The organism is Pelotomaculum terephthalicicum JT (assembly GCF_022410535.1).
Classification (GTDB): Bacteria; Bacillota; Desulfotomaculia; order Desulfotomaculales; family Pelotomaculaceae; genus Pelotomaculum_D; species Pelotomaculum_D terephthalicicum.
Genome location: NZ_JAKNBL010000012.1, coordinates 61,002 through 83,540, shown reverse-complemented (window position 1 = coordinate 83,540; position 22,539 = coordinate 61,002). Strand labels below are relative to the sequence as shown.

Sequence of the window (22,539 nt, the reverse complement as noted above, 5' to 3'; positions counted from 1 at the left end):
CTACGGGCTCCTTCCATCCCGCCTATACCGGCAGTTTCAAAGAAGTTAATAAATTTCCAGTAAAATATGTGGCCAAGTGCTGCATTTTAAATGGCCGAAAATGCTGTATTTTTATTGACCGTTCACACATGAATAATTATACCATTTTTGGACAAAAATTTTGGACAAAAAGTCCATCTGCATTGCTGCAAATGGACTTTTTCAGTGCCCTTAAGATTATATTGGTTTTAATGACCTGATTGCTGAATCTGAACGCAATGATAATCGAAGCCTACGGAGCGATATTAGGGAAATTCACGAAATGGTTAATAAAGTAATCGAAAAAAAAAACAAAGAATAATAGATGATATTCAAACTGAAAAGAAGTGAGAAAAGGCTGGCGTTTACTATTGGTATAAAATAGGATAGCAAGTTTTGGCGAATTACCTAAAAACAAAGAATCAAGATGCAATCGAAATGTCATCTTAGAGAATTTTATGATTATCGTTTTACTTGCATCTAAATTGATCACACATTACAAAATATTTTGTCGAAAAAAAGTCGATTGCATTTGCAATTGGCTTCTTTGCATTTATTATGGGAGCATATAAATGATCATTTATATGCTGCGCACAGTTTGATAGTTACTGCGCAGGCGGTTTATTCATTCGGAGAAGATGTTATGGAGTGGCAATGATCAACCACCGCACAAGTTCCAGGGCGCTCAGGGTGTTAATGTCAATTAAAAATTAGGCCACTTGCTGGTCAAATATTAGGCCGCCAAGGAATAAAAAATCAGCCGTTTTCTAATTTTTTATTGAAAATTCAATTATGCTTTGTTAATCGGGTCATGATTATGGTATAATAATGCCACAAAAACAGAAAGGGGTTGATGGTTATGCCGCGAATCATTCCGATTCGAGATTTGAAAAATACAAGCGAAATCTCTAAAATGTGCCAAGAGGCAACCGAGCCGATATATATTACCAAAAACGGTTATGGTGATATGGTTATCATGAGCGTAAAAATGTACGAGGAAAAATTGTTTATGCTTGACGTGTATAACAAATTGGCTGCAGCCGAGGCGCAGATAGCGGAAGGAAAGATGCTGGACGGAGACACCTCTTTGAAAAGCATAAGAGAAAAATACAATGTATAGGCTGGTTGTTTCGGAGCTTGCTCACAGCGATTTGGATAATATCGTCTCGTACATTGCCATTCAGCTTGCAAACCCCATAGCAGCTGCCAATTTCCTTGATGAAGTGGAAAAATGTTACAGCTATTTGAAAAGCAATCCGCTTATGTATGAACGGTGTCATGATGCTTTCTTGGAAAAGGAAGGATATCGCAAAGCGACCATTAAAAACTATGTGCTGGTTTATAAGGTTGATCAAGCGGCTAGTGTGATTATCATTCATCGCTTTTTTTATGGCGCACAGGACTATGTGAAACTGATATAAAGAAATTTAGCTTTGTTATTAGGGGCTATGTCTGGATAATAACCTGCATCTAAATTGATCACACATAACAAATATAAACTCAATATTTGATACAATAGAAAAGCCCAGAACTCATGGGCTTTTCAGCCTTCTAGGGTAGATTAAGCATCGTCTAAGACGGTGCTTTTTTGTTATTTGCATCCTTTCGTGAAAAGATGCACCCCCTCTGTAAAGCAAAATCTACCTTTCGTTAAAAAGTATAGGAATCGTTATAAAGTATAGATGGACATGGGTATAACCCCATAGAATACCATTAGCATTAAGCAGATACTTCCTAATGAAACAATCAAGTCAGGTATCGGGTAAAGAGTCATAGCCGGGCAATTAAGTGACCTTTGCTTTCCGGCCTTTGTTGAATAGATATTTATTATTTATAGAGGTTATCTATTGTTAACGAAAAGGATTCAGCTAATCTGTTAACTATTAATTTCTTAATATCATGATTGTTAACTTTATTGCCACCACGTACGTGCGGACTAACAAAGGTGAATCCTTTCCATTCAGTATCCCACGCATCCCAAGGTAAATTAGCATATTCTATTGCTTTATTCCTTGCTTCAGCAGAAGCGGTATTTCCTTTCATTATTTTCCTTAAGTGCCAGGCAACAAAAAATGGGTTTCTCTTAGTATATGGTTCAACTTTATCTTCATTTGATTGTGATTCTTGTTTAGCTCTAGGACGATAAATATTTGCATTTCTGTTATTATTAAGAAGTTTACGTTGGTTAGGGTGTTTTGGTAGATTAGGTAGTCTATTAGTTGTTTGCTTACCACGAAACGAGACTAAGTCGGCTAGTGCACATAACATATATGTAATCAGAAGTCTATGCCATTTATTACAATCATCTTTTATATCTAATGGTGACAGTTGGAAAAAAGTCAATCCTTCTTTTGACCATACTCTTGCAGTTATACGACCATTACGCTCCTTCATATTGAAATATAAAAATCCTGCATTTTTCAATACTTTTGTTTTTAAGGAACTAATTTTATCTAGCCAATTTTTATAATCAATCCAGAAGTCATCAAGAAAAACTCGTTCCTTAACAATTGCATATAGTGGTTGACATTTTGAAACTATACTTATTGATTTCCTTGCATTTATTTCTATGATTTTGTCTATAAATTCTTTTAATTTAATATGAAACAATTCAAATAACTCAAACTCAGTTGAGGTGGTCATATATTCCGGCTAGCTTTTAAAAGTTGCAGCCCTGAAAAGATATTTTCAGATCTAAAAATAAAATCCTCTGGGGAATTGATATTTTCTATCAATCTGAAAAAAGTTGTTTTATTATTAATATTGTCGGATACTAAATGATTCTCCTGTTTTTTGGCGGCGTCTGGATTTCTATTTGCTTTCCTTGTTTTAGTTTTGCTTAAGTCTATCGGAGGTAATGTGTTTACTTTGGGCTTAATTTCTTTATTTTCAGTTTTATGTTTACTATGTTTATTTAATAAAAGCATTACATCATCCCAGGGAAATTTTTCACTAAAATAAGGTTTTAATCTCAAAATAATATCTTCTGCTTTAGGTGTTGGGTATGATATTAGTCTATATATAATAAATCTAATTATATTGCTAATGTGTCCTTTATGTTTATCAGTTAAGAGGATAAGATCCGAATTGTTTTTAAGTGAGATAACCGAGCAGCACCTGTGCCTGCTTTGCGGTATCAAGCTCAATCCACACGCTCGGACTGACGCCGGAGCTATTACTAAAATACACGTACGTGTTTTCGGCGCAACCTTTCTCGAGGAGGAATCGGATGAAAAGGGCTCCTTTATTAAAACAGGTGTGGTTCAGTTCGGGTTGGGCGTTTCACTCTCGCCCGTTAAAATTGAACGGATGACGACCACAAAGGTCCTTCCTGTGGAGGACGATAAGAGCAAGGGTATGGCGCCGCTTGCTTTCCGGATTGTTTCGTATGGTCTGTATGCAATGCCTTTTTTCATTAATGCTACAGCTGCGCAGCAGACACGCTGCACCAAAAAGGATATTGAGCTCTTGCTTCGTCTGATACCGTATGCCTACTCGGAAAGCGCCTCCTAAATTCGCCCCCAGGTTGGAATTCGTCATGCCTTTTATGTAGAGCATAACCGCGCAAGGGGCACTTTTAACGATTTCAAGATTATTGAAGCCCTCACGCCGGTGAAAATCAATGAAGACGGGCGTGCGGCAGTTTCCTGGAAGGACTATGATGAGGCTTCGCTACGTGAAAGCATTGCTGTGCTGAATGCTCAGCTGGCAGGCAAAGCCGCCCCGGTTATTGATTTGATGGAGCAAATGTCATGATGTACGAGGTTCTGGCGCACAGCACACGGGATGGAAAACCGCCTCAATCATATGCCGCGCATGTGACCGGGGTGGTTGCCCGTGCTCAGGATAACCTTGAAGCTATGACGCCTTTTATCCCGGAAGACTGCAAAGAAGCGTTCCAATCCATTGTGATGAAGGCTGCTGACTTTCACGATCTGGGAAAGCTGGATGAGAGCAATCAGGCTGCTTTGCATGAGGATACTGTTTATAAGTCGTTGCCGGTCGAACACCGGGATGCGGGCGTTAAATTTTTGCTCGAACATGAATCCAATTGGAATTCAGCCGTTTTGGTGTTTGCCCACCACCGTCCCGGACTCCCCAATATGATGGATGAAAAAATAAAACGTTTGCCTTTAGATTTTCTCAAACCGTGGAGCGGACAAACGAGCATCTGGATGATTATCTTTCCATCCATCAAGCGGAGATTGAAGCCCCCGATGCCGTCCAAGGCGGTTGGATGGTGCTGGAAAGAGCGGAGCAGGCTGCAACCGAAGGTGATTATAAAAGAGCACTGGAACTTTACCTGTGTGTTCTTCACGAAATGCTCCCCCTGCTGAAGTCCGCCGATGATTCCGGCGGAGATGTAGGCAGCGTTATTAATCACTCACTCGCAGCCTTAGCGGAAATGGCGGACAGCGGTCTACCGACGGAAGCTTCTGCATATTGTTTTCAAAAGCTCCTAAATGAAGCTGCAAGAAAAATCTACGACGGATGGTCCGATTGGCGGTTGAGTCTGCTGGAAACCTGCGCTAACCTTGTTAATGACGGTCGTCAAAGGAAAATATTTGAAAGACAATTAAACTCGACCGTTGAAGAATTGAATGATTCATGGAGTTCACGGTACCTAGCAGAAAGAATCGCCGCGATCCTCCACCGGTTGATTCTCAAGTTTGAAGGAGAGGTTCACGCGGCGGATTTCCTGGAGCAAAACATCAATTTCCCACTCTTCAGAGAAAAGGCCATTGAAGCTGCAATGGCTAACAAGGATTACGATCGTGTTGAAAGGTTGGCCCTGGAAGGCGAACAGCGTGACCGGGGCATGCATGGTCTCATCAATCAGTGGAAAAAAGCCAGATATAAAGCGTACAGGCTGTCCGGACAGCTGGATAAACGGCGCAATCTTGCCGTGGAGTTCATCCTCGACGGCAGCTTTGATTACTATAAGGAATTAAAGGAGTCATATCCGGACAAGGAATGGGCCTCGGTATACCCCGGCTTAATCAAAGCCCTTGAAGAGCAAAAGGGCTATCAGGATAATTATCCCTCCATCTTGATTGAGGAAGGGGAACAAAAGAAGCTTCTCGAATATGTCAAGGCCAGACCAGCCTATATCACCAGATACTATCAGCACCTGCTTCCCGTTTTCCGCAACGAGGTTGATTATCTTTTTATACAGCATATCCTCGATGAAGCGCAAAGGGCGGGAAACCGTAAAGCGTACCGGGAGATTTGCTCCCTCATCAGGCAATTTTTAAAGATAGGTTCTTCAGAGAAGGCCCGGCAGGTCGTCTCGCAGCTTCTGGCAATATATCCGAGGAAGCCTGCTTTTAAGGAAGAACTCCTGAAAATAAAATTTTAGATTCAGTAATTTGGAAAAACTGGCGTAGAAAAGAAGCTTTTATATCAGTGAAAATCAGAGAGAGACGCAGAACACTGTCGTATAGCCGTACTTTACCTGATAAGCCTTTAAATAGCTGTATAACTGTTCCAGATATGCATTGTCTCAATCAAACAAAATAAGTATAATACGTCAAAACCATGATATCTTTTTTGACCTGGCTTTCCAAAGCAATCAAATTCGAACCTTTTCCTTATCGGAGAGGCGTTCGGATATTAACCAGCTTTTTGCCCAACTAAATCAGTCGTTGCTTTCACCTTGCATCGGCATGTCCGCAAGTAGCCGAGTATAATTCGCTCTGCCATCCACGATATGGTAAAAAAGATAGTTTCACCCAATAGTCGATAGATACACAGATAATGGCCGCAAATGAGCATCCGATAGCCTTCCGACCGGAGCATTTTATCTATGCACGCTATACCCATATTCGGATGGCTTCTCAAATGAGCCAGCGCGTTATAGATGCGGTCCGTAATTTTGCGTGCCGATTCTACACCCACGAGTTCCATATGTACGAGAGCAATTTCCTCCAGTTCACGCTGGGCAGGTGTCAGAAGCTCCAGTTTATATTTTGGTTTTCTCATAGATTGTATCCAAACGCTGTTTCGATTGCTCCAGCGTAAAAGCCGGCTCGTCGGCAAGACGGGATTGTTCTGCCAGTTCCAACTTCGCCCGCAGCTTTATGATTTCTTCGCGCTTTTCAAACGCCTCAATGCTCATAACCACGAGATCGCCCTCACCGTTTTTGGTTATGTAGATTGGCTCCTGTTTTTCATGTGCAAGGTTTGAAATGCTGCCGTAATCGTTGCGCAAGCTGGTAGAAGATTTAATGATCATAAAACTCGCCTCCTCATAAAGAATTATTCTGCTATTATTATACGATAATTCTGCGATATTCTCCATCCATTTAAGTTCTTTTTGTGAAAAACAAGCTGCATCTAAATTGATCACACATTACAATATCAGCATAAAGATCACCGTAAAGGTGGTTTTTGTTTTTTATCCCTATAATAATTTAATAACCCTGATACCCTGTACAGGAAGACCTTAGTGAGGAATACAGGGGGTCGGCCCTTGACATTGGACAGCCGGGAGTTACGCGGGTATTATATACCATTGTCCAATGTCAAGGTTGCCCCCAACTGACCATAATTACACATATTTTATTAAAAAAGTTTCACATTGTATTGATAATGTGCGCACAATGGGATATAATAATAAATGCGAGGAGGTGAGCTAATGGCAAAAACAGCAAACATCAACATTCGTATTGACCCGGAAACAAAGGCGGGGGCAGAACAGCTTTTTGCCAGCTTTGGTATTACCATCACCGATGCAGTAAATATTTTTCTCCGTCAGTCCTTAATGGTGGGCGGCTTACCTTTTGAAATGAAGCAGCCCCGTTTTAATGCTGTAACAGAGACAGCCATGCAGGAAACAAGAGACATTGCCAGTGGAAAAGTCCCGGCGAAAAGCTATGCTTCAGCGCGTGAACTGTTCGAAGATCTTGACAGCGAATGTTGACATTAAAAACAACCGCACAATTTCGCAAGGACTATAAATTAGCGAAAAAGCGTGGATGCAAGATGGATTTGCTGGAAGAAGTCTTGCAAACGCTTTTGGAAGAAAAGCCACTTGACAAAAAACATCTCGACCATGCACTAACAGGAAACTATATTGGTTTCCGGGAATGCCATATTGGGCCCGATTGGCTGCTTATTTATAAAATAAATGGAAATTTAGTCATTCTTACAGCAACCCGCACCGGGTCACATTCTGATTTGTTTAAAAAATGAGGTCATCCTTAAAAGATCGCCTTTATATAAGCTGCCACTTCCAAAGGAGGAAATATGTGGTATTGGCCAATGTCTTGCAGTTGGTCTTGGTCTTCCTTTAGCGTTAGACGGAAAGAATAAAGATTTGGATGAAAATAGCTGCATCTAAATTGATCAAACATTACAGTCTACAATGCTGTCAGTCCATAGGCTTATGAACTGACAGCTTATTTTACATTAGCATTGGTTCAGGCAATCGTAACTGTGGCACTGTTGTTAAGACGGTAGCAGAGAGAGAAGTCTTGTCAATCCATGTCATGGCATTGGCCGACGCCAATTTAGAGTTAAACTCCAGATGGGCGTATGTATTGGCCGTAATTGCAAAATCACTGTGCCCCAGCCATTCTTGAATTTGCTTTAGCGGAACGCCACAAGCCAACAGCAAGCTGGCGCATGAATGGCGGAAAAAATCCAAACGTTTGGATTTCCTACGTTATCCAAACTGGAATGATACAATAAAAGCGCACACCCTTGACAAAAATAGAGTCAAGGAGATGTTGCGAAAATGGCAAACAAATACACAGAGGAATTCAAACGAGAAGCACTAAGAGTTTGTGAGCAGCATGGAGTACGAGCGACGAGCGAGAAGTTGGGGATACCGATCAAGACGCTGTACCTCTGGCAACGTACCGAGCGTCTGGGACGAGGTAAACCTCTGAAAGGACTAAAACCTGGCGAAACGGCGGAAGAGGGCTTCAAACGCTTAGAGCGTGAGATCGATGAACTGCGCGAAGCCAACCATATCCTAAAAAAAGCAATGGGTTTTTTGGCGGGTCGATAGCAAGAAAAAAGCCACGTGAGCTGTATGCCTGGATAGCGAAAAACCACGATGCATCAAGTATCGCCTTATGCTGTGCGGCATTAGGCGTACGGCGTGAAGGCTATTACGATTGGCAAAAGCGCCCTTGCCGCAGGGAACGGGATGAGGCGTTGGTATCGGCCCTGAAGGAAGTGAGAGACGAACATCCCGCATATGGAGTAAGAAGCATGATTGAAGCATTATCTGAAAGGTTAAAACCGAGCTACGGCAAGGGCTACATCATTTGCCGCGAGTATGGACTGCTGCAGAAACGGCGCAAACCTCACGGAATTACCAAAGCAAATCCGAAGGCACTACCGGCGGAGGATTTATTAAAAGGTGATTTCAAATCGGAGACCCCCAATACCAAATGGCTGACCGATATCACCGAGATGAAATGCCTGGACGGCAAGCTCTATCTATGCGCCGTATTAGACTGTTTTGATGCTTCCATTGTCGGATTTTCCATGGACATCAACATGAAGACACCGTTATGCACATCAGCGCTGAACAGCGCCGTAAAACGTTATGGAAAGACCGAGGGGCTGATTGTTCATTCCGACCGAGGGAGCCAGTTTACCTCTCACTTATTCAGGGAAACACTTGCCAATAAAGGGTTCAGACAGAGCATGGGACGGACAGGCAACTGTTTTGACAACGCCCGGATGGAGAGCTTTTTTGCCACACTGAAAAAAGATCTTATCTATCGCCTACCAGTATATAAGATGAACAGGGCTGAGGTTCGGCATTATATCTTTGAATGGACAGAAACCTACTACAATAGAAAAAGAAGGCATACGTCAAATGAGCAGAACCTCCCGCCGCTTGTTAAGCGAAAGCTTTTCCAGGAGCAGATTCAGGCGGCGGCATAACGCGCTCCACAGCCGCGCGGGCTAACCTCAGAAGCCAATGCAGCTCCGTCCTTATCGGCGTTTTAGCAGGAAAGGTATACGGAGCGGGCTAACGCTTGGGCAAAAGATACCCATTATCATCCCGCTCTTGGGAAAAGAATTGGCTTGAATTAACAGGGAAACTGAGTTAGTCATATAAGTTAGGCTAATGTTATCCTTGTCATCTTTGATGGGTGCGGCGCTGTCATCTATCGGTATTTCTTTACCGTGCCTGGTTATCAACAAGGTATGGTTTGCCAGACCTACGGTAAAACCTTCAAGTAGTACCCTTGTTACCGGATTTTCTGCGGGTTTACGCGAGTACATGTTAATTATTTTGAGTACCTCTGTCAGTTTTTTATTTAAGACCTCTTCCAGCTGCCAACCCATTAATTGCTCGGCAACCGGGTTCATGAATGTGATCAGCCCGTTTTTATCGGTGGCAATCACAGCGTCTCCGATACTCCTGAGCGTTGTGGAGAACCATTTCTCGCTTTCTTTTAATTTCCTTTCCATTTTGTGCTTGTACAGCGCCATATCGATAGTTATGTACAATTCTCTTTCCCTGAAAGGCTTGACTAAATAGCCGTATGGCGCTGTTATCTTGGCACGTTGCAGTGTTTTTTCATCCGCATATGCGGTGACATATACAACCGGAATATCGAAGCGGGCCTGGATCTTTTTAGCGGCCGCCACTCCGTCCATTTCTCCATACAGCATTATATCCATCAACACCAGATCGGGATTTGTCTCCTCTGCTTTTTTGATGGCTTCTTCTCCGGTAGATACGATATCAGGAGCAGTGTATCCCAAGCCTGTCAGTCTATGTTGCAAGTCAAGTGCTTCAATACCTTCGTCTTCCACAATCAGTATCTTTGCGTCAGACATTATGTCATTCTCCCTTCTCTCGTTAATTCCGTAAATATAATCGTAAATTCGGTCCCGCTGCTTGTATTGAGGTAAATAGCGCCCTTAAGTTGTTTTACCAGCACGCTTACCTGCTTCAGCCCCAGTGAGTTGCAATTCTGAATCTCGAAGTCCTCCGGCAGGCCGATGCCATTGTCGCTGACGGTCAGTATAAATTTATTGCCGGCGCCATGGCGCCGGTCAATGCGGATTTCATACGTTTTGCCTCCATATGCCGAAGCATTCGGAAAGGCATGTTTCAGCGAATTTGAAACAAGTTCATTGATGAGCAAAGCGCAGGGTATTACCGTATCAATATTGAGTGTAAGGTTTTCAATATCTATTTTCGGTTTTATAACTCTCTCGCTCACACCGTAAGAAAGGAACAGGTTGGTTGTAAGGCTTCGAATATATCCGGCAAGATCGATCTTTGCCAACGACTCGGATTTGTACAGCTTTTCGTGAATAAGGGCCATCGAGTAAACGCGGTTCTGGCTTTCCTTGAACAGCTCAATGGCCTGCTGGTCTTTGATATAAGGAAGTTGAAGATTTAGCATACTGTGGATGATCTGCAGGTTGTTTTTGACGCGGTGGTGTATCTCTTTGAGAAGTGTCTCTTTTTCATGCAGGGCTATCTGCAGGTGTGCTTCACTGGCGTGCAGTTCCTTGTTGGCGGTTGCAAGCTGGGCTGTGCGTTCGTTAACGCGCTGTTCGAGCTCCCTGTTGAGCTTTTTAATTTCTTCCTCTGCCTTCTTGCGATCGGTAATATCGATGCCAATCTCCAGGATGAGGGTGGAGCCGTCCACGTCGGTGAAGGGGAAGTCGAAGACATCGTAATTGCGGCCGTCCGGGCCGGTCCAATCCCACTCATGGGGCGCCATGGTTTTCAGGACGCTATAGGTTTCGCAAATCTCGCAGGGCTCGCTGCGTCCAAACAGATACTCGAAGCAGCGCCGGCCGCGGGACTCGCCGAAGCGCTCCCGGAAGAAGCGATTGGCAAAGGGCACATGATAATCCGGCGACAACAGCACCAAATAAGCCGGCAGCATCTCCAGGACATTATTGAACCGCTGCCGTTCTAGCTTCACGGACTCCTCAGCCCGCTTGCGCTCGGTAATGTCCCTTTCAAGAAGTGCGTTAGCTCTTGCCAGTTCCGCGGTTCTCTCCCGCACCCGCATCTCTAACTCTTCTTTTGCTCCGCGCAGTGCCTCCTCCGCCTTTTTCATTTCCTCCACCAGCCGGGAATTCTCAAGAGAAATCGCCGCCTGCGACGTCAGCAACTCCGTCATCTGCTTCTTTTTTAAAGTAAATACTCCATCCGACAGACGGTTTTCCAGGTATAATATCCCGATCATCCTCGCTTGTTTAAGCACCGGCAGACAGAGGACAGAGCGCATTTGCATCTGCTGGACCTCGGGATTGTCTTTGAACATACCTTCATTAGAGGCGTCGTTCAGGATCAGCTTCTCTCCGGTCCGGTAGACATAACGGACAATTGCTTTGCAGATATCTTCAGCATCCTCCAGTTTTTGATTAAATGTCTGTACTGCTTGCTTCTCCGAGATATGACTTGCCGCACGGATAAACAGGTTGCCTTCTTCTGCTATTAGCAGATAACCGTGCTGCGCCCCCGAGCTCTCGATAACCACGTTCATGATCTTTTTCAATAGGGCGTTCTGCTCTATTTCAGCGGAAATGGCGAGGGATGACTTCATAAGGTATTCGATATCAAGGTCGGGAAGGAGACGGGAAGGAGACGCCGCCTCGATGTGCTGGTAAGAAGTTTTTTCCTCCTCAAAATACTCGGGATATTTCTTGATGAGGTAGATCTCTTTTCGTTCTGCGCGGCATTTCTTGTACAAACGCGCCGCCTCGGCTAAATATAGCCTTTCGGAACACTGACCTGCCTGCAGGAGAAGCTCCCCCAGACATTCGTTGAGATGACCTTCCAGAAGCGTATACTTTTGTTTATGTGCGGCGTCTATGGCGTCGAGGTAAAGACTCCGGGCATCTTTAAACCCGCCGGTGACTCTTTCCAGTTCGGCATAAAGAAAGGCAAGATAGGGTTTCAATAAAGGTCCCAGCGCGGCCCATTTCTTAACTTTTTTGATCAGTGGCCGGATTTCCGCCAGCAATTCATGTTCACTCTTGAAGCGCAGGCCCTTTTCATACAGCTTGAGCGCGTTTAATACCAGGAAGACATGCCACTGTCTCTTCAGCACGTTGTCGGTAAGGCCCGACAGATACTTCCGGACCCCGGCAAGGCACTCCCCGGCCTTTTCATGCTCTCCCAAATAATAATGCGCCAGGGCCATATGGACATAATAACTCCCTGCTGAGGCGATGTGGTTATCCTGTTCCCATTGCCTTAGCTTTTCTGCCATGGATACCGGTGCATATTGCTTCTTCATGGGCTCGATCCAGCCCGCCAGCATAGCCTCGGCAAGGCCTACGGAAAAAGACAGATGATACCTGCTGGAGAATTGAAGGCACTCCCTGGCATAGTCATCGATAATAGACAGGTCCGCTCCCTGGACCTGAAGGTTCCACATCAAGGGGCCATATGAAAGACCCGCATTGTACAGGTCGCCGCAGTTCTTTCCGCACTGGATCGACTTGAGACAATAGTCCACAATCTCTCCCGGGTGACTTCTCGAGTGCATGTTGCACCAGACGATCCCGTTCATCCCGCGGGTGGCGCCGAAGGTATTCGGGTATTTGGCAGACAGTTCGCGGGCAAGGTTCTCGTACCTGAACGCCGGCATAAAATCTTCCTGTTCTCCAAGCTGAAGCCCCATGATGCTGAAAGAATAAATCACAGATTCATCCATGGCCCCCGACAGGCAATGCTGGGTTGACTGCGCGGCCGCGAGGTAGAGCTGCGGCACGAGGCCGGACATATACAGGTCGGGAATAAGCTCGCTGTAAAAGGCGAGCTCGATCTTGCTCCTCCTGTCGGTGGTAAAAGGCATGTTCAGCATGGTTTCCCAGACATCGATGTTCTTTGAGGCAATCTCAGCCATCAACTCCTGCCGTCTCCTGTCCGCTTCATCCGGACTGTCCGGGATGGACTTGCCGAAATAGGCAAGTCCCCTGTTGGCCGTCTCGATAGCCTTGATAAAATTGCCTATGGATGACAGGGTGGTAGTCTGCTCCGCCAGGCATTCCGCCTTGTCCAGATCGGTTTTGGCATGGTCCAGCAGATGGTTGAGCAGTCTTTCGGAATTTACGTAATTGCCGCACATAAGCTCAGTCTTTGCCGCTTTTTGGAATATCCTGAAAGTACGCTTATAGTGATCGTCCTCCCAGCAGTTATCCGGCAGCAGTTCCCTGCTGAGATTGAAATACTCATTTGCCGCTTCCGCGGCGAGGGACCCAAGTGCCTTGTTGCCGGCGTGGTAGTTGAGGTCGGACAATAAATACGCTGTTTTTGCGTCCGGATTATCTTCCCTCCCCAGATTGAGGTGGGAAACAATAGTGAACAGGTTTTCGAGTTTTTCGATGTCCACAGAGCCCTCCGGAACAGCGGCAAGGAGGTGGTTGCCCACCTGCCGGTGGATCCGGCGGCGCCTTTCCGCCGGTATGGCGGATAACGCCGCTTCCTGGACCATCCGTCAGGACTTTTCCATTTTGGCCCACGGCATTCAAAATTCTTTTTTTCCAGCGCGCAACCCTTTTGTCGCTTTCGGTGAGAAAGGTTCGCATTAAATTTCTGAAAGCCTGGATAAGCGAACCGTAAGGAATATTTTTCCGGTATGCGTCGAATTTTCCTGCCGTGAAATAGCCCTTGTGTTTTACAATCGGCTTTTGCAGCTCCTGAATCAGGCGGGTCTTGCCGATTCCGGACAACCCGGAGATGAGCAGCGAGCGAAATGTCCCCCGGGCGACCTGCTCGTATTCTTCAAGGATGATTTCAGCTTCGTGCTCGCGGCCGACCATCTTGGAGATGAAGGTAACCCTGTGGGTGTAAACAGAACTTTCCAGAGGAAATTCGCGTATCGTACCGTAGACGAGTATTCATCCCGGCACCGTAAGAGGTCGGCAAGGAGCCCCTTGCTGCTTTGATAGCGTTTCTCAGGCTCCTTGAGCATCAATTTGGCGACGATTTTACTTAAAGCAGGGGGGATGTCCGGGTTTAATTCATGGACGCGAGAAGCTTCTTCGGCCAGATGGGAATGGATCAATTCAAGGGGATCATCAGATAAGAACGGGAGACGGCTGGTCAGCATTTCGTAGAATACCACTCCGAGAGAATAGAGATCCGAAGAAAAAACCACCCTGTGGCTGATGCGCCCGGTCTGTTCCGGGGAGGTATAGGACAGGGTGCCCCTGACAAAAGAACGGTCGTAAATGAAATGACTGACATCTCTCACATCAACTGCGCTGATGAAATCTATCAGCCGGATTTCGAGCGTGCCGGGGTTGACAAGGATATTGTGCGGTTTGATGCCGCCGTGAATAATCCCTGCTTCGTGAACTTTATCCAAAGCCCGGGCGAGCTGGCAGGCTATGTTGAAATAAACGTTTAAGCAAATTTCGGAATGCGCTTCTGTCAGCTTATTGAGCGGTACTCCGTCAAAATAGTCGTAGGTTATAAAGCAGGTCTCATCTTTCGCGCTGAATTCGATGGGTGTGATAATAAGCGGATCGTTTAAAACCCTGAGATGTTCGATCTTCTGCCTGAATTGGGTTTTCTTATATTCTGACAGGAAGGCTGTTTTCAGAATCTTGAGGATTAGCAGCCGTTCCGGAGCTTTTTTGTGGCATGCCTTGAAAATAGCAGCTTGTTGGCTTTCAGCTAACTTATCAATTATTTCATAATGCGGGAGTATCATTTTTTTCTCTTTTCTCCGATATTCTATTTCAACCAAAAGTATACATCTCTTAACAATTTTTGACAATCTAAAACCAGCCTTTAACATAAAAAACGACGTGCATCACTTTTAAAGCAAAGAACATCGAGCAAGCATATAATCATAATCCAAATTTAATGGGCGACAGGCTGGTGACTACGGTCAATTAAGTTGTTGCCCTCTTTTTTTCCCTTAATATGCCTTTGACAGGAAGCGTGTCTTACGTTATACTACCTACCTGTGCCCCCGGGAAATGAAATGGAAGGGGATGGAATTTATGATGAAATGGAGATTATCGGAGAAATTAAGCTCTGCGAAGAAATTAATGTTTAAGGAGAAATTAAATAAAAAGGTATACTTTCTTTTGGGGCTGTTCCTGATTCCCCTTAGTTTGGCCCTCCACCCGGTCACGTTGTTTAAAACCCTGACCGGACCGGTAAAAAAAGAACAGCAGGCAACCGCGCTGTTGCCCGAACAGGGTTTAGCGGCGCGGCCGGGGGAAGAAAACAGTCCGGCAAGCGAGGGGGAAGGCGGGGAGGTATCCCGTGGCGGCGATGTTAGTCGCAGCGACGTTGTACTGCTCGCCCAGGTGATTGAAGGAGAGGCCGCGGAAGAACCCTACAGCGGTAAAGTGGCGGTCGGCGCCGTGATCATGAACCGGACCGAGAGTCCGGATTTTCCTAAAACAATCCCGGGGGTCATATATGAAAGGGACGCTTTTGAATCGGTGAGCAACGGGCAGTACCTGCGTCCTGTGACTGCAGAGACCTTGCAGGCGGCTTCGGAAGCGGTAAACGGCAATGACCCGGTCGGGGGAGCCCTGTATTTCTGGAACCCCGCCAAGTCTTCCAGTGAGTGGGTCTACACCAGGGAAATTATCACCCGGATCGGGGGTCATGTCTTTGCCCGTTAAAAAGGAGGTTTCGGCCTCCTTTTTCTTCTAGATTTGCCTTATTGATTGATGCTTACCTTTTTTAATATGCCTACAAGATACTTTAAAACAATGGCTATGGCAATGTATATTGGAAAAGAATAAAAATATTCCCACGCCAATAAGTGATGATAATTTAGCCATATCAATATTGGTTCTAAAGCAAACGAAAATAAGCCGGATACAACTATATTAGAAAAAATAAATGATTTCCATGTGTGGAAGTATTGATAAACAAGCATATAAATAACTGGGATTACCGAAACATCATAAACTATAAAAACATCTAACAATGGAATGAACTGATAGTGATACTCCCACAAGTCAAACTCAACACCTATAGCGTCTAATAATGATGTCACAATCATTACCATAAAGCCGTATGTTAAAATTTCAAATATTCTCTTACGGTCAACAACTTTCCACCAAACTAACCAGGGTATAATAAACAAGGCCACTAATAGCCACCAATGCCAGGTGAATACAATATCGTTTATCCAGCTTTCTCTAAGGGCCTGGTCAGCTTCTTTTTGTAAATCAGCTTCTTTTATGAAGGAAGGAGCGAGCTGTTTCATAAGAATAGACCTCATTTTTGCAGATCTTCATATATGTGTTTATATGTTTACCAAAAAATATTGACTATTATACTTACACTAATAACGAGGATTTGCAGACAGTGGTAAATTTAAATAAATATATTACCGGGCATCGCAGGGATGCCCGGTTAGAGTATGAATGTCATGAAGTTGCATAGATGGCTTTCGCCACTGGCTTGTTGGTGAAACAGCAAGGGTAAAGAGGGCTGTTTTTTTAATCAATGAGTTCGATCAAAACTCCGGCAAAGCCCTTTGGATTTAAAAAAGCAAAGTTGCTTTCACGCCACCTTCTCGGCTTTTTATCAATTAAAGGAAAGCCCTTATTGTTAAGCTCTTCCATACTGTTTGCCACATCCGGTACTTTTAAGGATATTAAGAAAACTCCTTCGCCGTTTTTCTCAATGAATTTGGCTACTTCACCGTAAGGGCTGGTGGATTCCATGACTTCAAAGGCAACTTCTCCGATCATAAACCTGGCCACATTTATTTTTTCATTTTCATCAATATAGTGGTCTACGGCCTTTAAATCAAATGCCTTGGCAAATAGTTCCTCCGCCTTGCCGACATCTCTAACTGCAATACAGATGTGATCAATCTTTTCCAGCTCCATTGTTTATTCCCCCTTTTTATAATACTACCATAAACAACTATGGCTCCGGTATGATGATTTTCCAAACCATTGACCATGTTCAGTAAAAAGTAATATAATTTGGTGGCTATCGGAGAACCGATACCAATGAGATTAGGCAGTCAACTCATCACATGATGAAGATAATGCTGGGAGGTTTTATTGATGATAAAAATTTTCGCCTTGATAATATTAATAGGTGGAGTATCGCTAGTTGGTGTGCTGTTGTTGGCTGGATTATTATTCAGCGCCTTTAAAATGCGCAAATGGGGCAAGCCGCTGGGATGGTTGTTGTACAGCATACTAAAAAACAAGAGAAGATGGTAAGAATACGGGAAGGCATTTGGGGAACTGGTTTGGATGAATGGGTACCGGATCCACTGGAAAGTATTAAAATGTCCCCGTGTCCCGTGAAAAGAACCTGGTTCAAAAAAGATATTTATGACTCTTTAATCTTTCTTATTTCCGGTCTGATTAAAAGGGGGATTTGCCTGATTATTTGTGAAGGTGTTATTTTAATCGTAAGCGGAATAACTTTTGTTTTCTTCAGCATCAACAAATTTGCACCCTTTCTTTAATATATGCACAAAGATACCCATAAATACAAGCCGGACATTTGAACACCCGCACGCAAAATAAAAACTACCTTCTGAGAAAGGTAGTTCTGTCAAAGATATTTGGTAGCCCGGCTATCATAGCGGCTGCTTTAGACCCGTGGCTTTGAGCCCCCATCTTTCGATAGGTTTTCCCTTTCTTGTAAATAATCTTATTATTCGACAATATTATCCGTCAATAGGACAATAGTCCTATTTTCAGGACAATTGATGGGCGACAAGACGACAATGGGGACGGTTCTCGTTAACAATCGTCTGGGTCAATCGTCTGAAGCTATGCGAACCGTCCTCCTGCTTGCCTTTGAAATAGGGTTTTCCCGACAGTAAATTCAAATTTACGAGTTGTCGGCTAATTGAAAAGCGGTATGAAAAAAGATGACAGCAATTCCTCGGGAGGGGATTTTTTCGCAGATGCTCCCTTATTAACCGATAAAACTTGAGATTGCGCTCTCTCGACATAGTAAATTAACTCGATAAAAAGGATGAAAGACAGGAAATGGCAATTGTGGCAATTGGAGGAGGCCATAGTATGCCTGAGTTCAGAGAAGGGGGATATTTTAACATTGACGCAAGGAACCGCCGGTCTTTTCCGCAATCGATTTATTCGTGCCATCTTGCTCTCGGGCATTTTGCTGCAAATTGGCATCTGGGTGCGTAACTTTGCCATCCTGTTGTATGTGATGGAGCGTACTGATAATAACCCTTTCGCGGTTTCGCTCATCTCTGTCGCCGAATTTGCCCCCATATTTTTATTCTCCTTTATTGGCGGGACATACGCGGACCGTTGGCGCCCCAAAAGAACTATGGTGCTGTGCGACTTGTTAAGCGCGCTTTCAGTGTTTATCGTGCTGTTGACAATTATTTTTGGAACATGGGAGGCAGTTTTTCTGGTTACCTTCATTTCTGCCATTCTGTCGCAGTTTTCTCAGCCTTCAGCTATGAAATTGTTTAAAGTTCACGTGCCGGCGGAGCAAATCCAGGTAGGGATGGCCATGTTCCAAACATTAATGGCTATTTTTTTGATCGTGGGACCTCTATTGGGCACTTTTGTTTACCAGAGATTCGGCATTCATACCGCAATCAGCGTGATGGGGGTGGCTTTTTTGCTGTCGGCCGGTGCGCTTACTTTTTTACCGCCTGATAAAAAAGATTATGACAGGCCGGAAAACGATTTCACCAGGGAGCTGGCCGACGGTTTTCGCTACGTGTGGCATAATAAAGTGTTGACGGCGCTTGGCGGGGTGTTTATAGCCGCCGGCTTTGGGATCGGGATTATCCAACCCCTTGGGATTTTTGTTGTGATTGAGCGGCTGGGTTTGCCAAAAGAAAATTTGCAATGGCTGATGATGGTTAATGGTGTGGCTATGTTGCTGGGAGGCGGCGCCATCATCAGTTTTTCAAAAAAAGTTGCGGCGCAGAAACTGCTCGCGACGGGGCTTCTGGTTAGCGCCATATCAGTAGCGGGAGTGGGGCTGTCCACCAGCCTGGTTATAACGCTGGGTTTCCAATTCTTGAGCGGATTGTTTTATCCTTGCATCCACACTGGAATAAACACGTTAATTCTAAATGCGACGGAAGAAAAATTTGTGGGACGGGTGAACGGGGTGCTGAATCCGATGTTCATGGGCGCCATGGTAATTATGATAAGTCTGGCCGGATGGCTGAAAACCCGGTTTTCTCTTGTCGGCATGTACGAAATATCCGGGGCGTTGTTTTTTGTGGGCATGCTGCTTATTGTTCCGGTATTTAATATAAGCGCTGCCCAGAGACGGTATAGGACTGCTGACAAGGAATAATGCTCCAAAGGAGTTCCTTAACAATGAGATAACTGTCACTATACTTAGTTAGGGCGGTTTTTTCACAGGAAAAGGGTTGCCAGATAAGCTTGGCTGATAGAGCAGCATATAATCCCTTACGACCTCGTAGCAATCGTTTTCGACTAGTTATAAAGCCGGCAGACAGGTAACCTTTAAAACCTTTAAGCGGATGGGGAAATAGGCATTCCAGCCTATTTTTTTATTTTAAAGAGGAATTTTTTATAGGCATTATGTTAAGAGACAAACAGGCTAAAACGGTAAATATTCATATGTGCTGCGCTAAAAATAACGTTATCTTGATATGTTGGCGATTAACAAAAATAAAAATGTTGACTTTGGCAATTATTTTGTTATAATGTAATTAATGGTATCAAACCTGTCCCATGAGCGATAATGTATAAAATGTAGAGATAAAAAGACAGGCCCCGGAATTGATGCTTCCGGGCCTGCCGCCGAAATCAGCGCGTCCATGTCATTACAGGTAGTTTTATGGCCTTGCTGATGAAGCACTTTGTCTCGGAAAGGAGAGACCGTGGCAGACCGACAAAACCGCAAGCTTGTGAATGAATCTTTCGAACCGCGGACGATATTGGCCGTATGGAACAAGGCTACCATCGTTGCGGGGTACAACGAGGGCGAGTACAGGAGAGACCGTTGCGGCGCATGGATTAGATTTTCCGAATATGGCAATATCGACTCCGACTTCGGTTGGGAAATCGACCATGAAAAGCCGGTGGCCAAAGGCGGAACGGATGATCTAAGCAATCTCCAGCCGCTGCATTGGCTTAACAACCGTGGCAAAGGTGACAACTGGCCTGTTTGGAAGTGCTCTTACCAGGGTGAATATTAGCCGGCAGGGCTGTGGCAAACCATATTCCGCCGGGTGTTCGCTGATAAGGGGGTGGGAAGCGACGGCTGTAAAAAACGTAAAACTGGGGGAAATCGCCGGCATATTCAATGGTGTGCCCGATGCCAGGCAACACGAGCTTCTATACAAGGCAAGTTTTATCACATATAATTTTATTCAGCCGAAGCATTTGGGAGTTTTTAACGATATACATAGCGCATCGGAAATAAAAAGAAAAACTCCCATTAGTAAGAGCTATTTTGTCCGGAAAAACGATATTATCCTGAAGCGGCTGAATCCGGATGTGGCGACGCTGGTGCTGAAAGATGTGCCGAATACGACCTTTTCAAGCAACCTGATTATTATTCGCTTGCAGAAAAACTATTTTCCCGCCTATATTGCCTGCCTGCTGGAAAATCAGGGTATCGCCCTGCTGAACGGCAATATTGTCGGTTCGGTGGCCGCGATTAATTCCATATCCGTAAAGGCTTTGGCGGCATTGGATATTCCCGCCGTAACATATGAAAGACAAATAACCATCGGCCGGATGTGGCTGCTGCACAAGAAAAGAAAACGGCTGCTGGGTGATTTAATCGCGGCGGATCAAAGGCTGATGGCGGCAGTAATAAAAGGCGTCACGCAAATACCAGGGAGGAATAATAATGGCGACTTCCAGAAAAGACATTGAGGCCGCGCTTTGGCGAGGTGCGAATACATTCAGGGGAGCTATCGACGCGGCCAACTATAAAGATTACATCCTGCCGATGCTTTTTGTTAAGTACCTGAGCGACACCTACCTGGAAAACGTCGCGGAATTAACAAAAAAATACGAGAATCCGGTGCGGCTGGAAAGAGCGATAAGCAGGCTTCCCTTTGTCATCAGGGAAGAACAAAGCTTTTCCTGGCTTTATGGCAAAAGATATAAAGATAATCTGGGGGAGCTTATCAATACGGCTTTGCGCGGCATAGAAGACGACAATCCTGCCCTGTTCACGGGAATATTCAGGAACATTGACTTTAACAGTGAAGCCATGCTGGGCAATCAAAGGCAAAGAAACACCCGCTTGCGGGAGTTGCTGGAAGATTTCGAGTCCCTTGACTTAAGCCCTTCTTCCATCAGGCCGGAGGAAGGCAAGGTAGTCTCCGACACAATAGGCGAAGCGTTCGAATACATGATCGGCGAGTTTGCCAGCCAAGCCGGCAAAAAAGCCGGTTCTTTCTTTACGCCCTCCGAAGTGTCGGAGCTGATGGCGCGCATCGTCGACCCCAAAATAAGCGACACCATCTACGACCCCACCTGCGGTTCCGGTTCCCTGCTCATAAAAACCGGAAAAACAGCCAAGGAAAAGGAAAACGGCTTAATCAAAAGCCTTTCGTTATACGGGCAGGAAATGAACGGTTCCTCCTGGTCGATGGCCAAAATGAACATGTTTCTCCATCAGATCCTGGACGCCAGGATCCTCTGGGGCGATACCCTGGCCAACCCCCTGCACCTGGACCCGGAAGGCAATCTCATGCAGTTCGACGTCATCGTGGCCAACATGCCCTTTTCCCAGGATAAATGGGCGGCTGGTTTTAACACCGGCGGCGAGGTGACCGGCAGAGGCAAAGAGTTCAAAATGGAAGCCTCGCTTGACCGGTACCACCGCTTTGACTGGGGGGTGCCTCCCGCCAGCAAGGGCGACTGGGCGTTTTTGCTGCATATGATCGCCAGCCTCAAGAGCGGCGGCAGGATTGCCGCCGTCGCTCCGCACGGTGTTTTGTTCAGGGGCGCGTCGGAGGGCAGGATCAGGCAGGCTGTGATCGAAAGGAACCTGCTGGACGCGGTCATCGGCCTGCCTGCGAATTTGTTCTACGGGACAAGCATTCCGGCCTGTATTTTGGTTTTCAAGAAAAACCGCAATCGTGACGACGTGCTTTTTATTGACGCCTCCGGCAAGGATGAAAACGGAAAACTCCGCTACAGAAAGGACAAGAACCAGAACAAACTCGAAACAAAACATATTGAGGATATTGTAAACGCCTACAAAAACAGGGTGGATATGAAAAAATTTGCCCGCTTGGCCGGCGTTGACGAAATCAGGGCCAACGAATACAACCTGAATATCCCGCGCTATGTCGATACCTTTGAAGAGGAAGCGTTGGTGGATATTGAAGAGGTGAAAAACAATATAGCCGGCATTCAGAAAGAGCTTGCCGAAGTCGAGGCGCGGATGGCCAAGTGTCTGAAGGAGTTGGGATTATGAGTAAGATACAAAAATATAGCGATAAAACCTTTGAGGATATTAACGCACCATGCCCGAAGACCTGCCCGCTCCAGGTGAAAGCGTCTAATATGTAAGATTCATTTGCCACAGAGTCCTTGACAGCCGGGTTAAAGGGCATTATTGTTTAAGTGAATATCGAC

Annotated in this window: 25 protein-coding genes, 2 pseudogenes and 1 riboswitch; of the genes and pseudogenes, 16 read left to right on the top strand and 11 right to left on the bottom strand. The window is 45.1% G+C overall.

All coding sequences use genetic code 11. The features are described from left to right. The first annotated feature begins 877 nt into the window (after positions 1–877). A complete protein-coding gene (locus tag L9W92_RS09435) occupies positions 878–1,138 on the top strand; it encodes a type II toxin-antitoxin system prevent-host-death family antitoxin (protein ID WP_240083509.1) in 261 nt (86 codons plus the stop codon). Beyond that, positions 1,131–1,439: a type II toxin-antitoxin system RelE/ParE family toxin gene (locus L9W92_RS09430; RefSeq protein ID WP_240083508.1), complete on the top strand. Its 309-nt coding sequence runs from the start codon at positions 1,131–1,133 to the stop codon at positions 1,437–1,439. The genes L9W92_RS09435 and L9W92_RS09430 overlap by 8 nt, the downstream gene beginning before the upstream one ends. A 406-nt stretch (positions 1,440–1,845) precedes the next feature. Here the strand turns inward: L9W92_RS09430 and L9W92_RS09425 are convergent, their stop codons facing one another. Continuing rightward, positions 1,846–2,661 (bottom strand): hypothetical protein, encoded by an 816-nt coding sequence (locus tag L9W92_RS09425; RefSeq protein ID WP_240083507.1) that lies wholly within the window; start codon positions 2,659–2,661, stop codon positions 1,846–1,848. Next, positions 2,658–2,993 (bottom strand): hypothetical protein, encoded by a 336-nt coding sequence (locus L9W92_RS09420; protein WP_240083506.1) that lies wholly within the window; start codon positions 2,991–2,993, stop codon positions 2,658–2,660. Before L9W92_RS09420 ends, L9W92_RS09425 begins: the two co-directional genes overlap by 4 nt. A 112-nt stretch (positions 2,994–3,105) precedes the next feature. On the opposite strand from L9W92_RS09420, the gene L9W92_RS09415 reads away from it, so the two are divergent. The 4 genes from L9W92_RS09415 (at position 3,106) to L9W92_RS09400 (ending at position 5,377) form a co-directional block, all read left to right on the top strand. Then, positions 3,106–3,531 (top strand): type I CRISPR-associated protein Cas7, encoded by a 426-nt coding sequence (locus L9W92_RS09415; protein ID WP_240083505.1) that lies wholly within the window; start codon positions 3,106–3,108, stop codon positions 3,529–3,531. Between the two features lie 99 nt (positions 3,532–3,630). Continuing rightward, entirely contained in the window at positions 3,631–3,774 is a 144-nt protein-coding gene (locus L9W92_RS09410) for a hypothetical protein (RefSeq protein WP_240083504.1), read from the top strand. Continuing rightward, the gene (locus L9W92_RS09405) at positions 3,771–4,355 is read left to right on the top strand and encodes an HD domain-containing protein (protein WP_240083503.1); all 585 of its coding nucleotides are present in this window, start codon (positions 3,771–3,773) and stop codon (positions 4,353–4,355) included. The genes L9W92_RS09410 and L9W92_RS09405 overlap by 4 nt, the downstream gene beginning before the upstream one ends. Next, entirely contained in the window at positions 4,256–5,377 is a 1,122-nt protein-coding gene (locus tag L9W92_RS09400) for a hypothetical protein (protein WP_240083502.1), read from the top strand. Before L9W92_RS09405 ends, L9W92_RS09400 begins: the two co-directional genes overlap by 100 nt. A 254-nt stretch (positions 5,378–5,631) precedes the next feature. Here the strand turns inward: L9W92_RS09400 and L9W92_RS09395 are convergent, their stop codons facing one another. Both L9W92_RS09395 and L9W92_RS09390 read right to left on the bottom strand, forming a co-directional pair. Beyond that, complete coding sequence (locus L9W92_RS09395) at positions 5,632–6,000, bottom strand: type II toxin-antitoxin system RelE/ParE family toxin (protein ID WP_240083501.1); 369 nt, start codon at positions 5,998–6,000, stop codon at positions 5,632–5,634. Then, positions 5,981–6,253 carry a type II toxin-antitoxin system Phd/YefM family antitoxin gene (locus L9W92_RS09390; protein WP_240083500.1) on the bottom strand — a complete coding sequence of 91 codons (273 nt, stop codon included), beginning with the start codon at positions 6,251–6,253 and terminating at the stop codon, positions 5,981–5,983. Before L9W92_RS09390 ends, L9W92_RS09395 begins: the two co-directional genes overlap by 20 nt. A 402-nt stretch (positions 6,254–6,655) precedes the next feature. Here L9W92_RS09390 and L9W92_RS09385 point away from each other — a divergent pair, with 402 nt between their 5' ends. After that, the gene (locus L9W92_RS09385) at positions 6,656–6,940 is read left to right on the top strand and encodes a type II toxin-antitoxin system RelB/DinJ family antitoxin (protein ID WP_240083499.1); all 285 of its coding nucleotides are present in this window, start codon (positions 6,656–6,658) and stop codon (positions 6,938–6,940) included. Beyond that, entirely contained in the window at positions 6,934–7,212 is a 279-nt protein-coding gene (locus tag L9W92_RS09380) for a type II toxin-antitoxin system YafQ family toxin (protein ID WP_240083498.1), read from the top strand. The genes L9W92_RS09385 and L9W92_RS09380 overlap by 7 nt, the downstream gene beginning before the upstream one ends. Before the next feature lie 211 nt (positions 7,213–7,423). Here L9W92_RS09380 and L9W92_RS09375 read toward each other — a convergent pair. Then, positions 7,424–7,669: pseudogene (locus tag L9W92_RS09375) on the bottom strand (tyrosine-type recombinase/integrase); the annotation flags it as partial. An 87-nt stretch (positions 7,670–7,756) separates the two neighbouring features. Between L9W92_RS09375 and L9W92_RS09370 the strand changes: the two are divergent. Together L9W92_RS09370 and L9W92_RS09365 are read left to right on the top strand one after the other, a co-directional pair. After that, positions 7,757–8,032: a transposase gene (locus L9W92_RS09370; RefSeq protein ID WP_240083497.1), complete on the top strand. Its 276-nt coding sequence runs from the start codon at positions 7,757–7,759 to the stop codon at positions 8,030–8,032. After that, complete coding sequence (locus tag L9W92_RS09365; RefSeq protein WP_312038083.1) at positions 8,029–8,922, top strand: IS3 family transposase; 894 nt, start codon at positions 8,029–8,031, stop codon at positions 8,920–8,922. The genes L9W92_RS09370 and L9W92_RS09365 overlap by 4 nt, the downstream gene beginning before the upstream one ends. Positions 8,923–8,973: 51 nt before the next feature. On the opposite strand, the gene L9W92_RS09360 is transcribed toward L9W92_RS09365, so the two are convergent. From L9W92_RS09360 to L9W92_RS09350, 4 genes and pseudogenes are all read right to left on the bottom strand, one after another. Beyond that, a complete protein-coding gene (locus tag L9W92_RS09360; protein ID WP_240083496.1) occupies positions 8,974–9,828 on the bottom strand; it encodes a response regulator in 855 nt (284 codons plus the stop codon). After that, positions 9,828–13,457 (bottom strand): histidine kinase dimerization/phosphoacceptor domain -containing protein, encoded by a 3,630-nt coding sequence (locus L9W92_RS09355; RefSeq protein ID WP_240083495.1) that lies wholly within the window; start codon positions 13,455–13,457, stop codon positions 9,828–9,830. The genes L9W92_RS09360 and L9W92_RS09355 overlap by 1 nt, the downstream gene beginning before the upstream one ends. 19 nt (positions 13,458–13,476) lie before the next feature. Continuing rightward, positions 13,477–13,785: pseudogene (locus tag L9W92_RS19315) on the bottom strand (AAA family ATPase); the annotation flags it as partial. Further along, positions 13,668–14,717, bottom strand: coding sequence for a serine/threonine protein kinase (locus tag L9W92_RS09350; RefSeq protein ID WP_240083494.1), 1,050 nt, complete (start codon positions 14,715–14,717; stop codon positions 13,668–13,670). The gene L9W92_RS09350 and the pseudogene L9W92_RS19315, both read right to left, overlap by 118 nt. A 259-nt stretch (positions 14,718–14,976) precedes the next feature. Between L9W92_RS09350 and L9W92_RS09345 the strand changes: the two genes are divergently transcribed. Continuing rightward, complete coding sequence (locus tag L9W92_RS09345) at positions 14,977–15,612, top strand: cell wall hydrolase (protein WP_240083493.1); 636 nt, start codon at positions 14,977–14,979, stop codon at positions 15,610–15,612. A 38-nt stretch (positions 15,613–15,650) separates the two neighbouring features. Here L9W92_RS09345 and L9W92_RS09340 read toward each other — a convergent pair whose 3' ends face one another. Next, positions 15,651–16,205 carry a CBO0543 family protein gene (locus L9W92_RS09340; protein ID WP_240083492.1) on the bottom strand — a complete coding sequence of 185 codons (555 nt, stop codon included), beginning with the start codon at positions 16,203–16,205 and terminating at the stop codon, positions 15,651–15,653. 235 nt (positions 16,206–16,440) lie between these two features. Next, positions 16,441–16,836 (bottom strand): VOC family protein, encoded by a 396-nt coding sequence (locus tag L9W92_RS09335; RefSeq protein WP_240083491.1) that lies wholly within the window; start codon positions 16,834–16,836, stop codon positions 16,441–16,443. A gap of 183 nt (positions 16,837–17,019) precedes the next feature. On the opposite strand from L9W92_RS09335, the gene L9W92_RS09330 reads away from it, so the two are divergent. From L9W92_RS09330 to L9W92_RS09310, 5 genes are all read left to right on the top strand, one after another. Beyond that, positions 17,020–17,181 (top strand): hypothetical protein, encoded by a 162-nt coding sequence (locus L9W92_RS09330; RefSeq protein WP_240083490.1) that lies wholly within the window; start codon positions 17,020–17,022, stop codon positions 17,179–17,181. 349 nt (positions 17,182–17,530) lie between these two features. Next, a riboswitch (cyclic di-GMP riboswitch) is annotated at positions 17,531–17,613 on the bottom strand. A 409-nt stretch (positions 17,614–18,022) separates the two neighbouring features. Further along, positions 18,023–19,264, top strand: a complete 1,242-nt coding sequence (locus L9W92_RS09325; protein WP_376741798.1) for an MFS transporter — start codon at positions 18,023–18,025, stop codon at positions 19,262–19,264. A 553-nt stretch (positions 19,265–19,817) separates the two neighbouring features. Further along, positions 19,818–20,135 (top strand): HNH endonuclease signature motif containing protein, encoded by a 318-nt coding sequence (locus L9W92_RS09320; protein ID WP_240083488.1) that lies wholly within the window; start codon positions 19,818–19,820, stop codon positions 20,133–20,135. Continuing rightward, positions 20,089–20,820 (top strand): restriction endonuclease subunit S domain-containing protein, encoded by a 732-nt coding sequence (locus L9W92_RS09315; protein ID WP_240083487.1) that lies wholly within the window; start codon positions 20,089–20,091, stop codon positions 20,818–20,820. Before L9W92_RS09320 ends, L9W92_RS09315 begins: the two co-directional genes overlap by 47 nt. Next, a complete protein-coding gene (locus L9W92_RS09310) occupies positions 20,795–22,378 on the top strand; it encodes a type I restriction-modification system subunit M (RefSeq protein ID WP_240083486.1) in 1,584 nt (527 codons plus the stop codon). The genes L9W92_RS09315 and L9W92_RS09310 overlap by 26 nt, the downstream gene beginning before the upstream one ends. Positions 22,379–22,539 lie beyond the last annotated feature (161 nt).